The organism is Prosthecobacter sp. (genome assembly GCF_049294395.1).
GTDB lineage: Bacteria > Verrucomicrobiota > Verrucomicrobiia > Verrucomicrobiales > Verrucomicrobiaceae > Prosthecobacter.
The window spans coordinates 24,093-45,123 of record NZ_JBAQCR010000031.1; the positions used below are offsets into that span (position 1 = coordinate 24,093).

Annotated in this window: 18 protein-coding genes; 14 read left to right on the top strand and 4 right to left on the bottom strand. The window is 57.8% G+C overall.

The window, feature by feature from the left end; translation table 11 throughout:
* Window positions 1-88 precede the first annotated feature (88 nt).
* Complete coding sequence (locus tag WAW39_RS02000) at window positions 89-2,239, top strand: GumC family protein (RefSeq protein ID WP_422315236.1); 2,151 nt, start codon at window positions 89-91, stop codon at window positions 2,237-2,239.
* Between the two features lie 793 nt (window positions 2,240-3,032).
* Here WAW39_RS02000 and WAW39_RS02005 read toward each other — a convergent pair.
* Window positions 3,033-3,743, bottom strand: a complete 711-nt coding sequence (locus WAW39_RS02005) for a response regulator (RefSeq protein ID WP_422315238.1) — start codon at window positions 3,741-3,743, stop codon at window positions 3,033-3,035.
* Between the two features lie 615 nt (window positions 3,744-4,358).
* On the opposite strand from WAW39_RS02005, the gene WAW39_RS02010 reads away from it, so the two are divergent.
* The 5 genes from WAW39_RS02010 (at window position 4,359) to WAW39_RS02030 (ending at window position 12,573) form a co-directional block, all read left to right on the top strand.
* A complete protein-coding gene (locus WAW39_RS02010) occupies window positions 4,359-4,997 on the top strand; it encodes a response regulator transcription factor (RefSeq protein ID WP_422315240.1) in 639 nt (212 codons plus the stop codon).
* 1,008 nt (window positions 4,998-6,005) lie between these two features.
* Entirely contained in the window at window positions 6,006-6,725 is a 720-nt protein-coding gene (locus WAW39_RS02015; RefSeq protein WP_422315242.1) for a choice-of-anchor E domain-containing protein, read from the top strand.
* Window positions 6,726-6,821: 96 nt separating this feature from the next.
* Complete coding sequence (xrtU, locus tag WAW39_RS02020) at window positions 6,822-8,327, top strand: exosortase U (RefSeq protein WP_422315244.1); 1,506 nt, start codon at window positions 6,822-6,824, stop codon at window positions 8,325-8,327.
* Window positions 8,324-9,805, top strand: coding sequence for a hypothetical protein (locus WAW39_RS02025; RefSeq protein WP_422315246.1), 1,482 nt, complete (start codon window positions 8,324-8,326; stop codon window positions 9,803-9,805). Before xrtU ends, WAW39_RS02025 begins: the two co-directional genes overlap by 4 nt.
* Window positions 9,806-9,981: 176 nt before the next feature.
* Complete coding sequence (locus tag WAW39_RS02030) at window positions 9,982-12,573, top strand: DNA topoisomerase III (protein WP_422315248.1); 2,592 nt, start codon at window positions 9,982-9,984, stop codon at window positions 12,571-12,573.
* A gap of 120 nt (window positions 12,574-12,693) precedes the next feature.
* On the opposite strand, the gene WAW39_RS02035 is transcribed toward WAW39_RS02030, so the two are convergent.
* The 3 genes from WAW39_RS02035 to WAW39_RS02045 are packed head-to-tail and all read right to left on the bottom strand — an operon-like array spanning window position 12,694 to window position 15,010.
* A complete protein-coding gene (locus WAW39_RS02035; RefSeq protein WP_422315250.1) occupies window positions 12,694-13,119 on the bottom strand; it encodes an acyl-CoA thioesterase in 426 nt (141 codons plus the stop codon).
* A 1-nt stretch (window position 13,120) separates the two neighbouring features.
* Window positions 13,121-14,365: a 4-hydroxy-3-methylbut-2-enyl diphosphate reductase gene (locus WAW39_RS02040; protein ID WP_422315252.1), complete on the bottom strand. Its 1,245-nt coding sequence runs from the start codon at window positions 14,363-14,365 to the stop codon at window positions 13,121-13,123.
* An 18-nt stretch (window positions 14,366-14,383) separates the two neighbouring features.
* On the bottom strand, window positions 14,384-15,010 hold the full coding sequence (locus WAW39_RS02045) for a L,D-transpeptidase (RefSeq protein WP_422315254.1): 627 nt from the start codon (window positions 15,008-15,010) through the stop codon (window positions 14,384-14,386).
* 113 nt (window positions 15,011-15,123) lie between these two features.
* Between WAW39_RS02045 and WAW39_RS02050 the strand changes: the two genes are divergently transcribed.
* From WAW39_RS02050 to WAW39_RS02085, 8 genes are all read left to right on the top strand, one after another.
* A complete protein-coding gene (locus WAW39_RS02050; protein WP_422315256.1) occupies window positions 15,124-16,821 on the top strand; it encodes a GspE/PulE family protein in 1,698 nt (565 codons plus the stop codon).
* A gap of 36 nt (window positions 16,822-16,857) precedes the next feature.
* The gene (locus WAW39_RS02055; protein ID WP_422315258.1) at window positions 16,858-17,088 is read left to right on the top strand and encodes a hypothetical protein; all 231 of its coding nucleotides are present in this window, start codon (window positions 16,858-16,860) and stop codon (window positions 17,086-17,088) included.
* Window positions 17,085-17,384 carry a type II toxin-antitoxin system RelE/ParE family toxin gene (locus WAW39_RS02060; protein WP_422315260.1) on the top strand — a complete coding sequence of 100 codons (300 nt, stop codon included), beginning with the start codon at window positions 17,085-17,087 and terminating at the stop codon, window positions 17,382-17,384. Before WAW39_RS02055 ends, WAW39_RS02060 begins: the two co-directional genes overlap by 4 nt.
* 40 nt (window positions 17,385-17,424) lie before the next feature.
* Complete coding sequence (locus WAW39_RS02065; RefSeq protein ID WP_422315262.1) at window positions 17,425-18,660, top strand: type II secretion system F family protein; 1,236 nt, start codon at window positions 17,425-17,427, stop codon at window positions 18,658-18,660.
* Between the two features lie 66 nt (window positions 18,661-18,726).
* On the top strand, window positions 18,727-19,179 hold the full coding sequence (gene gspG / locus WAW39_RS02070; protein WP_422315264.1) for a type II secretion system major pseudopilin GspG: 453 nt from the start codon (window positions 18,727-18,729) through the stop codon (window positions 19,177-19,179).
* Between the two features lie 3 nt (window positions 19,180-19,182).
* Complete coding sequence (locus WAW39_RS02075; RefSeq protein ID WP_422315266.1) at window positions 19,183-19,908, top strand: pilus assembly FimT family protein; 726 nt, start codon at window positions 19,183-19,185, stop codon at window positions 19,906-19,908.
* Entirely contained in the window at window positions 19,905-20,318 is a 414-nt protein-coding gene (locus tag WAW39_RS02080; protein ID WP_422315268.1) for a type IV pilus modification PilV family protein, read from the top strand. The genes WAW39_RS02075 and WAW39_RS02080 overlap by 4 nt, the downstream gene beginning before the upstream one ends.
* Window positions 20,293-21,031 (top strand): type II secretion system protein (locus tag WAW39_RS02085; RefSeq protein WP_422315270.1); only part of this gene is annotated, 739 nt, incomplete at its 3' end. The genes WAW39_RS02080 and WAW39_RS02085, both read left to right, overlap by 26 nt.

A 21,031-nucleotide genomic window follows, 5' to 3' on the forward strand; every position in this document is an offset into this window, starting at 1 on the left:
TATGCAAACAGCCCCCCTATCCCTGCACCAATCACCTCTTGTGATGCCGCAACGTCTGGGACCAGACGCTGAAGCACCACAGTCATTCATGAATCCGGCGCAGCTGGTGGACGGAGTACGCCGTCACAGCTGGATTCCCATCACGCTGGCCCTGTTTGGACTGATCCTGGGCTATGCCTACTTCAAGCGCCAAAAGCCGGTGTATGAAGCCGTCAGCGTGGCACAGTTTGGTTCCGAGCAGAATTCCCTGCTGGGTCTGAACGGCGTGAGCACGCCCGGGCTCGGGGACGAAAAATCCGTCAACACGCTTATCCAGGCCGCGAAAAGCCGTGAGGTGATCGGACGTGTGGTTACCGAACTGAATCTGACCCGGCTCGCCGGGTTTTCAGGCGGGCACCCCAACAATTCCAAAGAAGCCCGGGAAAATGCGATCTCCACCGTGAGTTCCATGGTCCGGATCAGCCTGCGCAAAGACACACGGTTGATCGACTTCACTGTGAGCGGGGCCGATCCGGAACAGGTGGCGTCTTTGTCGAACCAGGCGGTGCTGAGCCTGGTGGCCGAGCTGGAAAGTCAAAAAAGCAAGACCATGCAGGGAGCCGTGCAGGCCTTGGTGGCCGAAGGGCAGCGCCTGCAGGACAAGCTGACCAAGTCAGAGATAGCGATGCATGACTACAAGCGCTCCAACCAGGCCATCTCGCTGGACGAGCGCAAAGACCTCGTGCTTACGAAATTGAAGGAACTGGGTTCTGAGCTGAACCATCAGTCCAAAGAACGTCTGACGCTTGAAACCCAGCTCAAGGCCTGCAAGGAGGAGAAGCTTCCCCGCGATGAACTGCTCAGCCTGCCAACCATCGCCAGCCATCCCAAGGTGTCGGGAATTCTCACGCAGCTCAGCAATCAAAAATCAGCGCTGGCCCTGCTGGCTGAGCGTTACAAACCCAAACATCCCAAGTACGAGTCGGTGCAGGCGGTCATCAACAATCAGGAGCAGCAGCTCACCACCATCCTTGCCGATGCGGTGCACATGCTGGAATCAAGCTGTGAACATGCCAAGGAACTGGAACGCCGGCTGCAGGAGCAGCTCAAAAAGCAGGAGTCCGAAGCACTCGACCTGGAGCAGCTGGCCGTGCAGTACAATGTGCTGAAACGTGAGATGGAGTCTGACCAGGCGGTCTATGAATCGGTCCTGACACGCATCAAGCAGGTGGATGTTTCCAAGGGAATGGAAACGCCTCCCATCTGGGTGCATCAACTGGCCATGGTGCCCGGGGAACCCGTCTCACCGAATGCCAAAAAAGTGGTGGGCAGTTCCACGGCCGGCGGTTTCATGCTTGGCCTGGCCATCATCGGTCTGATTGTCATGCAAGACCGCTCCATCCGCTCTGTGGAAGATGCGCGCCAGAAACTGCGCGTGCCGGTTCTTGGGATGATCGCCAATCTTCCGCATCATCCTGACACCAAAGACCAGCGTTCCAAAGAGCATGATTACTCCCAGGGGCTGACGCCTGCACTGATAGCCCACAAAGCTGTCGCTGAAAGCTTCCGCGAGTTTCGTGCCATCATTGCGCGAATGGCTAAAAGCCCGCAGACCTGCCACATGGTGGTCAGCGCCATTCCCGATGAGGGCAAGACCTTTGTGTCCACGCATCTGGCCGTCAGTCTGGCCAGCCAGGGCTACCGCACGCTGCTGATCGACATGGATCTGCGGCGCTCCCAGCTGGCCCAGGTTTTCGGTATTCCAAGCAGTCGCAAGGGTGTGATTGACCTGCTGCTTGAGGAGGCTTCCTTTGCGGAGGTTTGCCTCAGCGGTGGCATTGCCCATCTTGCCATCATGCCGGCGGGCAAACGTGTGGCCAATCCTGCCGAACTGCTTTCGACCTGCGGCGTTGAGCGGCTCAAGGACATGGCTTTTGCGGCGGGTTTTGACCGCATCGTGATCGACACCGCCCCATTGATCCCGGTGAACGACACGCTGGAACTCGGCGGCCTGGCCGACAGCACTTTCCTGGTGGTCCGGTGCAACCGCACTCCATCCGACATCATTCAGGAGGCGATCCGCAAACTGCAGCAGACGGGCATACCATTGACCGGGCTGATTTTGAACCGCCTCGCCCAGCGCACGCGGAGCTATGATTATTATTACCACCGGTCGTACTACAAGGCGGGTGAGAATGAGGAGTCCGCGCCACTGCGCCCTGTGTCACGTGGGTTTACCCCCCCGCACAAAATGGGCTGAGAGAGGTGTCCATTCGATGTGAACAGACTGTCATGATTTAAGAACGACGATGAAACACACAAGCCGTGTGCGCATTTCCAAATGAGCACACGGTTTTTTGTGCCTGTGCATTGATGCCCGAGGGAGAATGTGATGGTCGAGCTTGGGGAGGCAACGATGCGACGCCTGCGACAAGGCTGGGACTAGCGCGCGATCACCCGCCCCCCTTCAGGGGGGCGAGACCTTGGGTGAGCAGGAGGCGTCATGCATGACCCAGAGCTTGCTCCGCTGCGCCCTGGGCTGAGTCCTGCGGCCCTTCAGGCCGCGATGAGTGGGGCAAGGTCCATCTGCTTCCCATCAAGGCGCGATGATTTAAAAGGCTCCTGGCCTTGTTTGAAATACTTCTAGTGAGTAGCTAGGCGCACAACCCATTCATACTCTTCACTTGGAATGAGCTTCCACTTTTGCTGCAGCAATGTCGAGGTGTTTGCTGCACTTACTGATTTATTATAACTATGTGAAATGATCAACCTGCTGTGGACTTGGGTGCACGTGCACCCTGGGCGCCGCGGCACGAACCCGTGCTGGGGATTTCCATTTGCGGCTTATCGGTGCTTCAAGCCGCAATGCCGGGATATGAATGACGGACAAGGGACTTCCCACCACTCTTGTGCAGTCCTTCAAGCAGAGTGCTGCTTGTGACCTTGCGGCCAGGCTCGTGCGTTTAAACCAAGAGGTTACTCTCAAGCTATCATTGAGAGCAACGCTGCCACTTTACTCCGCATAAAAGATGCGGCGGACTGTCTTAGTTAGTTTAAGCGGCCTGGAAGGCCTGGTTGCCGCCGGCGAGCAGACCGTGCTCAACGCAGTAGCGGGCGATTTTTGCCCCCGAATCAATGCCTGTCTTCTTCCAGATATTGTGCTTATGAACTGAGACGGTCTTGGCGGAAAGGCTGAGATCCAGGGAAATGGCTTTGAGACTTTTGCCGTGGGCAAGCTGGAGAAAAATTTCGAATTCACGGCTGCTCAGCACTTTGTGCAGTTCTTTGCCGCCTGCCGGAAGTCTCACGGCATTTTCAGCAAAGGACTGCGCGACACTGCGTGAGAGGTATTTTTTTCCACGGAGAGCGTAATTGATGGCGGTGACGATCTCACCCGGGGGTGAATCCTTGGCAACGTAGCCACATGCCCCGGCCTTCAAGGCACGTTCAATCCAGAGGGCTTGAATGTGCATGCTGACCACGATGCAGGCAGGAGAAGGCATGACGGCGGCAAAATCCGCCAGCAGTGTCAGGCCAGAGCAGTCGGCCATCTCCAGATCAATAAGAACGACATCAAAGTTATGTCTTGATGACTGTTCGCGTGCTTTTTCCGCGCTTGTAACCACCACAATTTCAAAATCTTTAAACATCAGCCGAAGATATTGACCCAGCGTCTCTGCGAACATGGCGTGGTCATCAACAAGCATGATTTTTTTAGTAGCAGGAGTCATTGTATTTTGAGAGGAGTTGATGCTGATGAGCACCGTGATTTGAAAATAAAGCAATCAGTCTGATTGCTATGGTAGATATATTTATATGAAACATCTTATAATGCCGCTAAATTAAGTTTTATTTATTTAGCTGAACCAAGACTCCTTTTAAGCCAATGTTTAAACAGAAACACCTTCTGGATGAGGGATGGTTTAATGGGAGTTTAGAACTCCTTCGCGAAAAGTCGAAATGCTCGACTGGCTAGAAATTCACTACTCTCATAAATATTTATAGGGGAGCCTGACGTGATTCTTTGGCCCCCAGTTTATTAAGCCTCCGCTTAGGCGATTACAAGAGTGGGCTTTAATGACCAAGAAACATGGAAGTCATAGTATGTGATTGCTTTTCGAATGGTCTGAGGCAGGCCGACAACCGTGAACAACGCATGCATGCGAACCTGCTTCAGTCCCCGCACATTCCTGCCTTCCCTTGCTTATCCCATGCCTCCCTGCGTCACGAATATTTCACCCATGGCAGGCATGAAACTTTCAAGCATTCCAACTGAACATGAGACCAACCAACCCGAAAGCCATCCAGCCACTTTCACCTGAATCTGCCCCCATGGAGTCAGCCATGGGCATGATGGCAGATGAAGAGTCTTTACCCTCATGAACATGCCCAACTGTGTACTTTTTCATCCGAGCGAGTTCACGCGTTCGAGCTGGAAATTATTGCTGAAGAAAATTTTGCCTGAGTGTAAAACGACCGAGGCTTCCAATGTGGAAGAAGTCAGGCAGGCCACACACCACGGTCTGGTGAGCCTGCTGATGATGGAATTCCACCCGCGAGACATGGAGCATGGGCTGGAGGCATTGAAATCCGTGATCGCGCTGACGGGAGGAAAGCATCTGATGCTTATTTGCGGACCGCCTGCGCCGGTGACGACGAGAACAGCAATGCAGGCAGGTGCCAACGTGTGTCTGGGCTGCAATGAGTCCGTGGAAGAATTGAAGCGTGCGCTGCAAGCCGCGCTGGAAGGCGTGCCTTACATGTCGAGTGAGCTGGCCTCTGTAATGGCCAGATCCATCACTCCCGCCGGTGGCTTGCATGAGGAGGATGAGGCCTCGCAGTATGCCCTCTCCCTCCGAGAGGAAGAGGTTCTCGACCTGCTGGTTTCAGGATTGCGACCCAGCCAGGTGGCCAGCCGTCTGGGGCTGAGCATGAAAACGATCTCAAGCCACAAACGCAATGCCCTGGGCAAACTGGGGGTGTCGAACATTCTGGAAGCTGTGAGAATCTGGATCTGAACAAGCGGACAGCCAACCCATGACGGCTCATCAGGATTGCGATGGAGTTTTGGTGCGCGGTTTAGACCTGTGTTGGGATTTATAGCGGTTCGCAAAACTCATCTGCGTTTGGCAGGCTGTTTCTTGACAGAGGATCATGGGCTTCCCTTTTGGCTTTCCTGCGTCGAGTTGCAAAGGACAGGTCGACGGGGGCTGGCTGAGAAAAGAAGGCGCCACCTGCGCTGGAGATGAGAGTGCCCAGCGCAAGGTGGGGTGGATTGTCCTCAAGCCGCCGCTGAGCGTCTCCACGCTGGCATTCCGGTCTCAGTTTCGCAAAACGCTACACGCAGCAGGCTGACACGATCCGCAATCCCATGTCGAGCGTGGCAGGACCAACTTGCGTTTTGTCCTTTGAGCGGGGCTCCAGGGAAGTGGTGATTTTCACCTCAACGGATGGAATGCTGCAGAGATTGTTTCCTATTCATGCCATAGACGGCACTTCAGCCGGCACCACCGGCTGCATCTGGCTGACAGTGTGACTCATGGAACATCATCCGACATGTGAAGGCGGCGTGCTGCTTTCTTCACCCAAGTTACGAGGGCCGACACGCTCTCTGAGGCCTGCGTTATCTGAGTGCATGGGCTGCTCCACGAGAGGGCGAAGCAGCTGATTTATCGAAGATTCAAAAAAACATCCCAAGTTGTCCATGCCGCTAAAGGTTTGGCTTCTATTCGTTAAGTTTAAAACTTCCAAGCTACTGCATATTTTTGCAATAAAGCCAAGGGGCGAAACTTGAACTGGCGGTGTTAGAGGCCACGTGAGCACGGGAAAAAACTGATGCGGTTTCGGCAGGAAAATGATGTGCGCAAAAGGCGCGTTTCTCTGGGCAAAACCGTTGTTTTTAGCACCTTTTGAAAGCGTGCTTACTCGGAGCAGAAATCCTCTGTTTCCACAGTAAACGACCTATAAGGCTACACTTACCAATAGTGATTTGTTTCTTTCTTCTTCTTGTCGATTGTATGGCCGTTATGAAAATAATCTCTGCTCTACTCATACTTACCTTCTCAACGGCTCTCACCTGCAGGGCTGATGTCATCTCACAAACCGTCGATTTTGGCACCGTCACTGGCGGCAGCCAATTTTACTTCAACCAGTTCAACACGGCTCTGGGGACGCTGACAGGCGTCACGCTGGACTGGACGGTGAACTCCAGCATCTCCACGGCTGAGATCACGAACATGAACGCTGGAACGGTCACGGTGAGCCGAATCAGCTTCACCAACACTGTGGACGGTTTTGTGCCCTCGATCGGCACCTCTGGTGACCTGATCGCTGAAGTGGCCAAATCCAAATCAGTGACACCCGCCGGTGGCACGGTGACTCTGACGAGCGGCGAGTCCTACACCGTCAACAACATTACCTTCAGCGGTTTCACTCAATCGGACAGCTATACTTCGGCAGACGCGAACTTCTCTGCGTTTCAAGGAACCGGAACGGTGCCACTTTATCTGGCCAACACCTTCGGCGCCACGCCGACGGCCTCGGGCTCAGGCAGCACCACCTCATGGCTGACGAGCATCACGGGCAGCACCACGGGGAATCTGCAGGTCACGTATACCTACACTGCGGCCCCGATCGCACCGGTGCCTGAGCCTCCTTCCATCCTGCTGGGATTTGGCGGGATTCTGGGAATGGCGGGCTTTGCCTTCAAGCGCCGCGCGAAAAACACGCCTGCTGCTGTGGCCTGATTTAACAACTTTTAACACTCCGCTCTCTTGAACTCCCGGAACCCAGCAAAAAGCAGTGCGTTGTGGTTGGTGCCAGCCGCATCGGTTGTCTGCCTTGTGTTTGCCCTTCAAGAGATCTGGATTCGACATCCTGCCAGTCATTTTTTCCCGCTGCCTCTGCTGGCGTGGATCTGGCTGGCGAAACGAGACGGCATGTTCCGGGCCGTCTTGTTTCCGCAAAATCCCACGGCCTTTCAATGGCTGGTCACATGCCACCTGCTGCTGGCGCTCGTCGCGTTCGTTCTGGTCTCCCCTTTCATGGCGGGACTGGCGTTTGTGGTGAGCTCCGCAGCGCTGGCAGTGGCCAAGGGAAAACCCGCAGTGCATGAAGCGCCCGCATGGTCGCTGCCTGCGCTTTCTTTATTTTTCATCCCGCCGCCGATGATGCTGGACCAGCAGGTGCATCAGGTGCTTGCCGGACTGGCGGCGCGGCTCAGCCAGGGATGGCTGGATGCGATGCAGGTGCTGCATGTGGTGCAGGGCACGATCGTCGCGACGCCAGAGAAACGTTTTTTTGTGGATGATGCGTGCAGCGGCACGAACACCCTGATGGTGGCCATGTGCGTGGCTTTGATCATCAGCAGTTTCAACAACCGGTCATGGATTCATGCGATGGTGCTGCTGGTGACAGCGGGACTGATCTCGGTGGCATCGAATGTGCTGCGCATCTGCCTGGTGATCGGAGGTTTGCACTACTGGAGACTGGAGCTGGATCAAGGCGCCGCCCATGAGGCTGTGGGTGTGCTGTTCTTTCTGCTGGATCTGCTGCTGGTCTGGAGCGCTGACCATGGCTGGCATTTCGCCTTGAACAGCTCGCAGAGCCAACCACGCACATCTCCCTATGGGACAACTGAACCTGCTGCTGTGAGCGGACTGTATGGCAGTCTGAGCCTGGGGGTGGCGGTGATTGGCATGACGCTGCTGCTTGGCCCTGAACTTCTGGCACTGAGCCGTCATTCCAATGCTCCCGTGGCAGCGAATGCACTCGCTGAAGCGGACGAATTTCAACTGCCAGAGGTGCTTGCCGGCTGGGTCCGTGAAGGTGACCAGCCCATGGAAAATTCGATGATCGGGAATCTGGGCGTGCGCAACCAGGTGTGGCGCTACCGCAAAGGCAGGCAGGAAGCGTTTGTGGCAGTGAATTTCCCTTTCCTGGGCTTTCATGACACGCGCCTCTGCTACTCCGGCCAGGGCTGGCAGTTTCAGAAACAGGTGGATGGCTCGCTGCCCGGAGACACGCAAAAGACGGTGCGCTTTCTGGAGATGAACCAGCCGACGGAGCTCGCCCGGGCCCACCTTTGGCTGAGTGTGCTGGATGAAAATGGCACGGCTCAGACATTCACGAGCGAACAGCCGCTGGATCGAATGGCCGAACGCCTGCTCTCACGCTGGTCCAACCCAAGTCCGGTGCTGAACACTTATGTGCTGCAGATCATGTCCGTCGAACCCGAGAACGACGCCCAGGTGCAGGGAGCGGTGACTGAACTGCTCGCTGAAGCACGCAACCGCCTAGCCCAAGCTCTTGTCAACCACAGCCCCCATGCAGGAAAGGAAAGCGAATGACCGGTCACTTCATTCAAGATTTACGTTATCGACTCAACTCCATGCTGGAGGAGCGCAAGCGCATGGACGGGCTGCTGGGACTGCCCGCTTTGTTCACGCTGATCCTGCTGGTGTTCATGGTGCTGAACTCGCGTGACGACTTCAGCCGTGAGCATTTGCTCCGTTTGGAACGGGAAGCGCAGAGCCATCTTGATCAGGGACATTTCGTGGAAGCACGCCTCGCGGCGATGCGGCTGATGCAGGATGGCGAGCAGAACTCTCGGGCCATCCTGATCGAGGCGAAGGCCCTTCGTGGCATGGGGAGAGAAAGCGACGCGCTGCGCCTGCTTTCGCGCATCGCACCCAAAGACGGACCTGGCTATGCGCCGGCCCACGTGATCCAAGCCACCATTTTGCTGGCGCAGCAGAAGAATCCTGATGTGCAGGCGGCTTTTGATCACATCAACAAAGCGCTGCTGAGCGACCCTGCGAGCCAGGATGCGCGGGAACTGGCGGCACGCTTTGCTGCGGGACAACGGCGGTGGCAGACGGTGCTGACGCATTTGGACAAAATGGAGCTAAAAAAGCGTCCTGACCTCCTGCTGATGAAGGCGACTGCGCTGCAATTTTCCGGCCAGGAGGCGGCGGCGGTGGAATTCGCCCATGAAGCGGAGATTGCGCTGCGGGGGATGTCTAAATCGGCTAATGCGAATGGCTCCGAGGTGCGCTTTTCGATCGCCGTGAGCCTGAGCCTGCAACGGAAGTTTGAGGAGGCGGTGCAGTGGATCATCGGCTCGACCCATGGCAATCCAACGCAAGAAGAGCGCCAGCTTGTCGGCGGCATTTACTTGTCCTGGAGCCGATATCTCAAGCAGCAGCCGTCCGGCAAGCGCATGGAAGTGCTGAAGCTGCTGGAACAGGGCATCCAGATCAGCCCGGAAAGCCAGGATCTCATCATGGCATTCCTTGGTGACTGTGAGGAGCTGACCAGTGAACCTGAAGAGCGCCAGCGCTACGTGGAACGCATTCTGAGCAACGGAGGGATCTCCACTTCCTTCCTCCACTACTATCTGGGTGTGATGGACTGGAAGCAGGGCAACCGCGAGTCTGCGAAGTCGCATTTTGAGCTCGCCAGCTCACTCAATCCTGGATTTAAGGTGATCGGCAACAATCTGGCGATGGCCATTGCATCGGTTTCCACGGACCGCGCTGAATTGGAGAAGGCGCTGGCGATGATCGATGAACTGCTGAAGGGGGAGCCGAACAATCCGTTCTTCCTTGATACCCGAGGCCATGTGTATGCCAAGCTGGGCAAGTATAAAGAAGCTGTGGGTGATTTCGAGCGTTCGCTGCCCAATGCCCGAGACAAGAAGTCCTGCCACGTCAAACTGGCGGATCTGTATGAACATCTGGGCATGAAAGATCTGGCGTCCAAGCATCGGTCGGAATCTCTGGTCCACATGGACGATGCGCCGGGCGCGAAATCGGCGGCGAGGTAGGCTGATTCGATGAGCGGGAGGCCGGGATCGTGTGGGTTTGTTTGCAGATGAAAGGTAGTCTGAAGTCTGCTGAACAGCGTAACCCATTTGCGGTCTAAAGAGCGCGCACCTTGACATCCGGGGTGAAAGCATGCCCTAAGTAGGCCCATTTTCCGATATAACCTGTTCATACGCACATGCCCAAAGCCCTGATCATTGCCGAAAAGCCCAGTGTCGCAGCCGATCTTGCCCGCGCACTTGCCAAAGCCCCCGGCATGAAGCCCTTCGTCAAAGAGAAGGACTGGTATGAGAATGACACGCATGTGATCTCGTCGGCCGTGGGCCATTTGCTGGAACTCGGCATGCCCATGGTGGACGGAAAGAAGATCGGCTGGGGCTTTACCAGCCTGCCGATCATGCCGGAGCAGTTTGAGCTCAATCCCATCGAGCAAAGCGCGGACCGCTACAAGCTGCTGACCAAGCTGCTGAAGCGCAAGGACGTGGACAGCGTGATCAATGCCTGCGATGCCGGGCGTGAGGGAGAGCTGATTTTCCGCTACATCATGGACGCGAGCGGCTGCAAGAAGCCGGTGCAACGTCTGTGGATGCAGTCCATGACCCAAGGTTCGATTCTCGATGCCTACAAGCATTTGCGCACGAATGAGCAGATGCTGCCGCTGGCTGATGCCGCGAAGTGCCGCAGCGAAAGCGACTGGCTGGTGGGCATCAATGGCACCCGTGCGCTGACCGCGCTGAATTCGCGCCACGGCGGCTTCCGCCTCACTCCGGTGGGCCGGGTGCAGACGCCGACGCTGTCTGTTCTTGCGCAGCGTGAGCGTGACATCGCCGCCTTTGTGCCACGCACCTATTTTGAGGCCATTGCGCTGTTTGAAGTGAAGGCCGGGCAGTATTCAGGGCGCTGGATTGATGAGCGCTTCAAGAAGGACGAGAACGACGAGCACAAGAAAGCCGAGCGTCTTTGGGACCAGGGCACCGCGCAGGCGATTGCCGACCGCTGCAAAGGCAAGCCGGGGATCATCGAGCAGATCACCAAGCCGACGCGCCAGGCCCCTCCCCTGCTCTACGATTTGACGAGCCTGCAGCGTGAAGCGAGCAACCGCTTCGGCTTCTCAGCACGGCGCACGCTGCAGATCGCGCAGGCGCTGTATGAAAAGTTCAAGGTGCTGACCTATCCTCGTACCGATTCACGCCACCTGCCGGAAGATTATCTTGGCACGGTGACGGACACGCTGAAGACCTTTGCCAGCCATGACAGCCGCAAACAGGACGCGCTGCCGCATGAACTGGGCACGCACGCCGCCACGGCGCTGGACAAGAAGTGGGTGAAGCTCAACAAGCGCATTTTTGACAGCAGCAAGGTTAGCGACCACTTTGCCATCATCCCCACGGGGCAGATTCCGCCGAAGGAGCTTCCCGAAGCCGAGCAAAAGCTGTTCGACATGGTGGCCCGCCGATTTGTGGCGGTGTTTTTCCCTGCGGCCGAGTTTGAAGTGACCACGCGCATCACGCGGGTGGGCCAGGATGCGTTCCAGAGCAACGGCAAGGTGCTCAAGGAGCCGGGCTGGCTGGGTGTCTATGGCAAAAAGGCGGCTGAAGAAGCTGCTGAAGGCGGCGAGGATGCCGCCAAACTGCTGGTGGCTGCGAATCCCGGCGACAAGGCCGAGACTCTGGATGTGGAGGTAAACGAGCACCAGACGAAGCCACCACCGCGCTTCACAGAAGCCACGATTCTTTCCATGATGGAAGGCGCCGGGAAACTGGTGGAGGACGAAGAACTCGCCGAAGCGATGAGCGAGCGTGGTCTCGGCACGCCTGCGACGCGTGCTGCGATCATCGAAGGTCTGATCATGGACCGGTACATTGAGCGTGTGCAGAGGGACTTCCACGTCACAGCCAAAGGGCTGGCCCTGATTGATCAGATCAGCGCCATCGGCATTGATGCGCTCAGTTCACCGGAAATGACCGGCCAGTGGGAGTACAAGCTGCGCCAGATGGAGCATCGGGAGCTGGACCGTGCCAGTTTCATGCGGGACATCCGGCACCTGACCAAGCAGGTGGTGGAAAAGACCAAGGCCTACTCCAAAGCGGCCAAGGACAAGGTGTTCCCAGACTTCCAGGCCACCTGCGGCGTGTGCGGCAGCAAGGAAGGCTACAAGCAGACCGAGGAATTCTACGGCTGCAAGAATCCCAAGTGCAAGGTGCGTGTCTTCAAGACCGTGGCCAGCCGTGCGCTGAGCGAGGATGAAATTCGCACGCTGATCGAAACACGCTTCCTCGGACCGCTCGAAGGTTTCCGCAGCAAGAAGGGCAAGGAATTCAGCGCGGCACTGCAGATCAAGGACGACATGAAGATCGCCTTCGTCTTTGGCGACGGTTCAGACCCTGACAGCATCAACTGGGACGAGTGCCCGGTGATCGCTGACTGCCCGGTGTGCGCCAAGAAAGGCCGCAAGGGAGAAAAGATCTACGAAACGGCGGACGCCTACCAGTGCAAAATCAACGCCACGGAGTCATCCAAGTGCAACGCAAGGCTGCCGAAGAAGCTGTGCCAGAAGGACATCACGCCAGAGAATGCGCGCGAGTTCTTCGTCGATGGCAAGACCTCGCTGATCACGGGCATGATCTCCAAACGTGGCCGCCCCTTCAGCACCTTCCTGGTCTGCACGCCCGGTGAGAAGCGCATCATGAGCTGGGAGTTCCCGCCGCGTGAAGCGAAACCGAAGGCGGAGAAGAAGGCGAAGAAACCTGCTGGAGTCAGCGGGCGGTGAGGCCTAGCCGGCCAGAAGAATGGGATCAAGTTGATCCTTCATTTGGAACGGTGGAAGGGGCGGAGCGTGGAGGGATCAAGATGATCCCTCTCCTGCCAGACCAGTTGCGGCGCAACTGATCTACTTTGTTTTTGCCAGGTGCGCGTATTTCGTTTTCCAGTCGTCTGGCAGGCGGGCGGGGCGGCCTTCGGGCATTTGGACGAGGGCGAGGGACTGGCGGCAGGTGATGAGGAGGGCGTTGTCTTCGGCGCGGCGCACTTCGAAGGAGCACCAGAAGCGGACGCGCTCGACGGTTTCGAGCCTGCCGTGAATGATGAGTTCGTCACCGAGTCTGGCTGGTTTTTTATAATCGATCTCGGTGCGCACCACGACGGGGAAGAGCTGGGTCTGCGCCATTTCACGCATTTTCATGCCCATCAGGCTGGCCAGGCGGGTGCGCGCGGTTTCGATCATGCGGAGGTAGGCGATGTTGTGGACGACGCCACCGCAGTCGGTGTCGAAAAACATCACCTCTTCGCGGGTTTCAATGGTCGGAGTGTGCTGCATGTCAGTTCAAATCCAAAGCGGCACGGACAGCGGCCTCATCGACCCCCCGCAACCCAAACACGCGCAGCACGGTGTCCTCAATGAGATTGTTGGGGCAGGAGGCGCCGGCGGTGATGCCGACGGTCACCGGACCATCGCCAGCGAGCTTGGTGGAGTAGCTTTCCTTCTCTGCCTTGAGGTGAAGGTCAAAATGGACGATCTGCTCCAGTGATTTGAGGCAGTCCGCAGTGCGGATGAAGAAGGTGGGGAGCTGCTGCTCGCCGATTTCGACGAGGTGTGTGGTGTTGGAGCTGTTGTAGCCGCCAACGACGAGAAGCACGTCCAAGGGCTGCTTGAGCAGGCCAAAGAGGGAGTCCTGCCGCTCCTGCGTGGCACCGCAGATGGTGTCGAAGCCCTGGAAATTGGTAACGCCGACTTCGGGACCGTGGCGGTCCAGAACGGCCTGACGCAGGCGACGCTGAACTTCTTCAGTCTCCGATTTGAGCATGGTGGTCTGATTGGCCACACCGATGCGGGTGAGGTGCAGATCAGGGTCGAAGCCGTCAGAATGAGCAGTGGCCGGGAAGCGCTTCATGAAGGCTTCTTTGTCACCGCCGTTGCGAATGTAGTCACAGACGTAATCGACATCAGCCAGGGTGAGCACCACAAGGTAGTTGCCCATGCCGTCGTCGCCCATGGCACGGGAGGAGGTGGCGCGGGTTTCTTCATGGCTGGCTTTGCCGTGAATGATGGAGGTGAAGCCGGTCTTGGCATACTGCCGGACACGCTTCCAGACGCTCATGACATCGCCGCAAGTGGTGTCGACCACCATGCAGCCGCAGGCTGCGATGAGCTTCATGAGGCGCGTTTCCGCGCCGAAGGCAGGCACGATCACCACGTCTTCAGCCGTCATGGTGGCGACCATGGCCTCATGATCGACGTTGGGAATGCTCACCACGCCCATTTCGGTGAGCTGGCGGTTCACTTCCTGGTTGTGGATGATCTCACCCAGCAGAAAGACGCGGCGGTCGGCAAATACTTTGCGAGCTGCGTAGGCAAGGTCGATGGCGCGTTCAACGCCGTAGCAGAAGCCGAAATCCCGTGCCAGACGAACGGTAGTGCTGCCAATCTGAATCACGCTGCCTTTGGAGCGGATTTGCTCGACAATATGGCTGCGGTAATGGGTCTCCACCTCGGCCTGCACGCGCTCCATGACCTCCGGGGTGCGAACATTCACACGGCGGGCGGCTGGGGCGGGTGCAGACATGAGATGGAATAAGTTAAATCAATAGTACATTTTGCCCTTGGCGGCGTCTTCGAAGACCTTGTTGCTGTTCATATACGAATCAGGCGGGTCGGCGAGCTTGCTATCATCAAGCACTGGGAGAGTTTTGCCAATGGTGGCGTCTTCAGGCTGGGATGAGGCGATGTTGAGCGGAGTTCCACTCTTGACCATGCTGAAAATCTTCTGTGCAGCCTTGATCGGCAGACGGACGCAACCGTGGGTGCAGGGATAAGGCTTCACCCAGCCCCAGTGCATGCCGTAGGCGGACTTGAACTCCATCCAGAAGGTCATGGGATAGCCGGCGCCGGGGCTGCTGGCACGGCGGCGGTTGGCCACTTTGCTGTAGATGGTGAAGTTACCCTGGGGGGTCGGGGCGCTGGCGGTGCCAACGGAGCATGGGGTCGCGAGCAGCACTTCATTGCCTTCCATCACATACACGCGCTGGGCGCCTGTGCTGAGCTTCACACGCACATTCGAGGGATTTTTCACCGGCTTCGTTACTGGGTCATAGCTCAGGGAGGAATGGCCGCCTGTTTTGCTGCCGGCGCAGTTGCTGAGAGCGAGAGCGAGTCCGGCAAAGGCGAGCACCTGCAAGGACCGGCGGAGAATGGGGAAGTGCGAATTCATAGAGGCTGCGCATGTAGCACATGATTCCCCTCACTCCACCGTTTTTCTTTGTGGATGATCCTGTTGCAGAGAACGCGAAACTTTGCCCTCGTTGCGGCGTTGTATCGCCCCACATGCCCACCCCTACTTTGATCGACGTCCTCGTACGAACCGCCGCCAGCGCAGGATGCGAAGAACCCACCCGGCTGCGCCATGCCCTCGAAGTGGCCTCCGACAACCGCCAGCCGCTCATGGATGCCGTGGTGGACAGCAGCATGGTGGATGAAGACCGATTCTTTGCCCAGCTAGCGACCGGTCTGGGCATGCCGTATGCCGAAGAAGGCGTCGGCGAAGCCGCTGAAGGACTGCGCAACAACTTCCCCGCCAAACTGGCGCTGCGCCACCGCATCTGCCCGATGCATGTGGCGAGTGGTGAGGCGACGATCCTGACCTACAACCCGTTCGACCTCAGCGCACGGCAGGCGGTGGGCCAGGAACTGCGCAAACGCGTGCACTGGCAGATCGCGCCGCGCCACCGCATCCTCGAAGCCCTGCATCAAGGCTACGGCGTGGGTGCGGAAAACTTTGAAGAGCTGCTGGAAGGCCGTGAAGGCGGTGACGAGCACGACGACCTCAAGCAGGAAACCACGGTGCTGGACGAGGCGGATGAAGAGGCCACGGTGCTCAACTTTGTGAACCAGATCTTCCGTGAAGCTCTCAAGGAACGCGCCACGGACATTCATGTGGAGCCGCTGGAGCGCGATCTGCGCATCCGCTACCGGGTGGATGGCAAGCTGCTGGAAGTTCCTGTGCCGCCGAACATGCGACTGCTGCAGGCATCGCTTATTTCGCGCCTGAAGATCATGGCGCATCTCGACATCGCCGAGCGCCGCCTGCCCCAAGACGGACGCATCAACCTCGAACTCGATGGCGAACCCATCGACGTGCGTGTGGCCACCATCCCGAGCGTGAATGGTGAGTCCGTGGCGCTCCGCCTGCTGACGCGCAAAAAATTTGACCTGATGGCACTCGGGCTCGACCCGGCCACGGAGGCGACGATTCGCAAGCTGCTCGCGGCGCCGAACGGCATCATCCTCGTCACAGGCCCGACGGGTTCTGGCAAATCCTCCACGCTGTACACTTTCCTCAAGGAGCTCAACACCAAGGAGCGCCGCATCGTCACCATTGAAGACCCGGTGGAAAACAAGCTGGACGGCATCATCCAGATCGCGGTGAAGCCGGAGATTGATCTGACCTTCGCCGCCGGCCTGCGCAGCATTCTGCGTGGCGACCCGAATGTGATCATGGTGGGGGAAATGCGCGACCAAGAAACGGTCGAGATCGCCATCCGTGGCGCTTTGACGGGTCACCTTGTTTTCTCGACGCTGCACACCAATGACGCCGTCGGCGGCATCTCGCGTCTGCTGGACATGGGCATCGAGCCCTTCATGATTTCGTCCTCGGTGAGGGCCTTCCAGGCGCAGCGCCTTGTGCGTACGCTGTGCGGATTGTGCAAGCAGCCCGCGCATCACGAGGAAAGCCACCTGCGCAGCATTGGTTTCCCCCTGGAGTGGAAGGACAAACTGTTCAATCCCGTGGGCTGCCGCGCCTGCCGCAACACCGGTTTCACCGGACGTCTGGCGATCATGGAAATCTGCCTCATGACGGAAGCCTTGCAGGACAAGATCAACAAACGCGCCAACACCATGGAACTCAAGGCGCAGGCGCTCAAGGACGGCATGGTGCCCATGCGGCAGTATGGATTCCGGAAAGCTTCACAAGGGGTGACGACTCTGGAGGAAGTGATGACGGTGACGGCGGCGACTGAGTAGTGTTGCGAAGCCCCCTCCCATGAATATCCTTTGACCATGACACTCTCCGCCAATCCTCCTATTGAGCTTCCATTGGAAAGCCTTTCCCTTGCACAGAAATGGCAGGTGTTTGACTGGCTGAAAAGCGATCTCGCTGTCGAAGAGATCGGCCCTCAGGAGTGGCATTTCGATGTCCTTGCCGAGCGTGAGAAAATGCTGGCGACTGGAGAGACGGAGCTCATCAGTCTGGAGCAATTCTCCAAAGAACTGCGCGGGGAGCTGTCATGACGGTCCAGGTCGTCCGGGCCGCTAAAGCGGACATAGCCTCCTCTCATAAGTTTTATGAAAACCAACAACAAGGTCTCGGGAACTATTTTGTTGAGTGCATCCTTGCTGACATTGCTGAGCTTGAAACAACGGGAGGCATCCACCGCCAAACTCGCGGTTATCACCACGTGAACTCGAAGCGTTTTCAATCTGTTCTCTATTACCGCATTGTGGATGAGACAGTCATTTTGACCGCCATTATTGACGGCAGAATCAACCCAGCCAAACGCGACCGTATTTTGTCACGGCGTCATTGATCCATTTGGCACCTGCCGCCTGTTTCCGTCACTTCCTCGTATGCCCGCCTTCACCTACACCGCCCTCACCACCACCGGCCAGACCGTCACGGGATCCGTCACGGTCGGTTCGCGTGCGGAGGCATTTCGAAAAATTGAGGCTCAGGCACTGACGCCGGTGAAGGTGACGCAGGATGAAAAGTCCGATGCGGCGAAAGCGAAAATCGCGGCGGCCGCCGCAGTGGGACCGGTGAAGCTGAAGCGCGCCCAGCTTATTTTGTTCACAGAAGAACTCGCGGATCTGCTGGATGGCGGCCTGCAGATCGACCAGGCATTTCGGGTGATGCAGGAACGGCAGGAGTCGGGAACGCTGCGCATCATTGCCAGCACGATGCGGAACGAACTGCGCGAGGGCTCATCGGTGGCGAAAGCGCTGAGGAAAGCTTCGCCAAGCTTTGACGATCTGTACTGCAACCTGGCTGCGGCTGGTGAAGTGAGCGGCTCGCTGCCGAGCATCCTGCGGCGCCTCGCCAACAATCTGGCGGTGATGGCCGAACTGCAGGCCAAGGTGACGCAGGCGATGATCTACCCGGCTTTCCTGATCGGTGCGTGTATCGTGCTCATGGTGGTGTTCATGACTTTCATGGTGCCACAGATCATGGACTTGATGGGCAAGAACGGCCAGAAGCTCCCCGCGGCCACGCAGCTGCTCATCAGCTTCAATCAATTCATGGGCCAGTGGTGGTGGGCCATCGCAGCGGCCATCACGGCAGGTGTGCTGACCTTCCGGGGCTACATCTCCAGCCCGGCGGGCCGGATGTGGTGGGATGAAACGAAGCTCAAGCTCCCGCTGTTTGGGGCCATCATGAGCATGCGCTTTTACGCGCAGTTCGCGCATTCGCTGGGCAACCTGATCACCAATGGAGTGCCGCTGCTGAACAGCATCCGCCTCGTTTCCAAGATTTCTGCGAACGTCTTCATCCAGTCGCTGCTGGCCAAGGTGACCGCCCAGGTCTCCGAAGGTGCCCCGCTTTCCAACACATTGCGCAAGGTCGGCAGCTTTCCCCTGCTGCTGGCGGACATGATCGCCGTGGGTGAGCAGACGGGGCAGCTTGGCAAATCGATGGAAAAATGCGCCATCCGTTACGACAAGGAGCTCGACAAGCGTATCAAACGCATGACCTCGATGATCACGCCGATCATCCTGATCGTGATGGCCGTGATGGTCGGCACGGTGGCGTATTCCATCGTTGCGGCCATCGCCCAAAGCGTCACGGGCATCCGTGGTGGCGGCTAAAGCCGGCGCAACCAACTTCATTTCCTCCTGTTCATCTCTCCATAAATCCTGTTCAATCGTCCCGTCATGAAAATCCGCACATCGAACCCCAAAACACTCCCTGCCGCCGCCTTCACGCTGATCGAAATCGTGATCACGCTGACCATCATCGCCATCCTGGCCTCCGGCTCGATTTACCTGCTCAAAGGCCAGATCGATTCCGCCAAGGACACACGAGTGGACAGCGATTTGCAAGCCATCGGGCTGGCGCTGCAATCTTATGAATCCCGTGCGCTGCGCATGCCGACGACCGAGCAGGGACTGATGGCGCTGGTGGAAAAGCCGACGCTGGAGCCGATCCCTGAAAACTACCGCGCCTTCATGGAAGAGCTGCCCAAAGACCCTTGGGGCCTGCCATACAAGTACCGTTTCCCAGCCCAGAAATCCAAGAAGCCCTATGACCTCTGGACAGCTGGCCCGAACGGGATCGACGGCGACGAAGACGACCTCGGCAACTGGAAGAAGTCGGCGGCGAAATGACCCATGAAACCTGCATGCCGAAGCACGAAGACCAGCCATGACGCGAGTGATGCCCTCACCCTCCGTCAAGGCAGCTTCGTCCGGCATGGGGTGGCGAGCGCACGGGCGTTTACGCTGATCGAAATCGTCATTGCTTTAACCATCGTCGCTGTACTGGCAGCGGCGACGGTGCCGATGCTGAAAGGTTTCCAAGATGAGCGGCTGGCGCGGGAACCCGTCACGGCGCTGCTTAAGCTGGCGCGTGAGGCGCGCATGCGTGCGATGCAGGAGAAGCGGCCCTACCAGGTGGCCTTCCATGCCACGGGATTCACGGCATCCCGCTATTTCAATCCGTACCTGCAGCTCACGGAACTGAACGAATTTCTCGCGGCTGGCGAAGAGGCACCCGCCGTGGAAAGCACGATCGAGGAAGGTGATAAAACGGATATTGACAATGGCGGCCGCTCCAACAAGACCACCGAACTGCCGCTGGCCCCTCCGGCGCCCAAGTATGACGAATACTGGTCTGAAAAATACGAGCTGCCGAAGGAGGTGAAGTACCAGATCCAGCACTGGTATGATGCCGAGCCGACGCCGATCGAGGGTGAGATGGTGAAGCTGTGGGTGTTTCAGCCCAGCGGCGTCTGCCAGCCGCTGAAGATTCATGTGGAGGGCCCGTCCTCGACGTTTGACGTGGAGTTTGCGGCACTAACGGCAGACATCGTGAAGGAAACCGTTGATCTGCGATGAACGCGAAATTCCATCGCCGGCAGCGCCCGGTTTCGCGCGGGTACATTCTCTTCGAGCTGGTGCTGGCGCTGACGATTTTTGCCCTCGCGGTGCTGGGGCTGGCGAAGTCGCTAAACCAGGCGCTGGAGACGGCGAATCTGCTGAAGCGTGACCAGATCATCCGCATCGGCATGCGCAATGTTTTTGAAGAGCTGCGGAACAAGCCGCTGGCCAAGATGAGCACGACCATCTCCGACACGACCTACGGCATCACCTACACGACCAGCACGGAGGCGCTGTCGCTGAAGACCACCAGCGGCGGCATCTTGAGCGACATGTACAAACTCACCATCCACGCGACTTCGTCTTTTGACGGTGTGCCGCAGGAGGACACCCTCGACGTCTATGTTTACAAGCCTGCCCAGCCATAGACGGCGTTCCGCCTTCACGTTGATCGAGGTGGTGATCGGCATCACCATCCTGTCGATGATCACGGCCACGTTGTTTGCGATCATCCGCGGCTCGGTGCGCGGGGCGTCGGAGATCGAGCACATCCAGCGTGAGAGCGATTCCATGAACCGGTACATTGAGCTGTGCCGGCGTACGTTTGCCACGCTGCCGAGCACGGCCACGCTGGCATTGAAACTGGTGCAGGGTACGGACCCGGTGATTCAGGAACTGACCATCACCGGCTCGCCCGACTGCTTTCCGTTTGGCAACAATCCCATCACCTCCAAGGACACCATCCTGAGCCTGCGGCCCTACCCGGATGCGGTGGTGGACGACAATCAAAAGCCACTGCACTACCTGAGCCTGTCGCGTGAGGATTTGATCCCGCAGACCGGGGACATGAAGTCGGGCATTCAACAGTCCACGACGGGAATCTATGCGCCGGACACGGAGGGGCGGTACTGGATGCCGCTGCTGCCGGATGTGGTGTCCTTCAAATGGCGCTTCTATGTGGAGAAGGAGGAGACGTGGTATGAGGAGTGGAGCAAGTCGAACTGGCCGGACCTCATCGAAGGCCAGTTGGTGATGAAGAACCGGACGCTGCCAGTGCGCATGGTTTTCAGCCTGCCAGTGCTGACGCTGATCGCTGGGAGAGCACCGGCCACCAATGGCAATAGCAACAGCAATAATAACA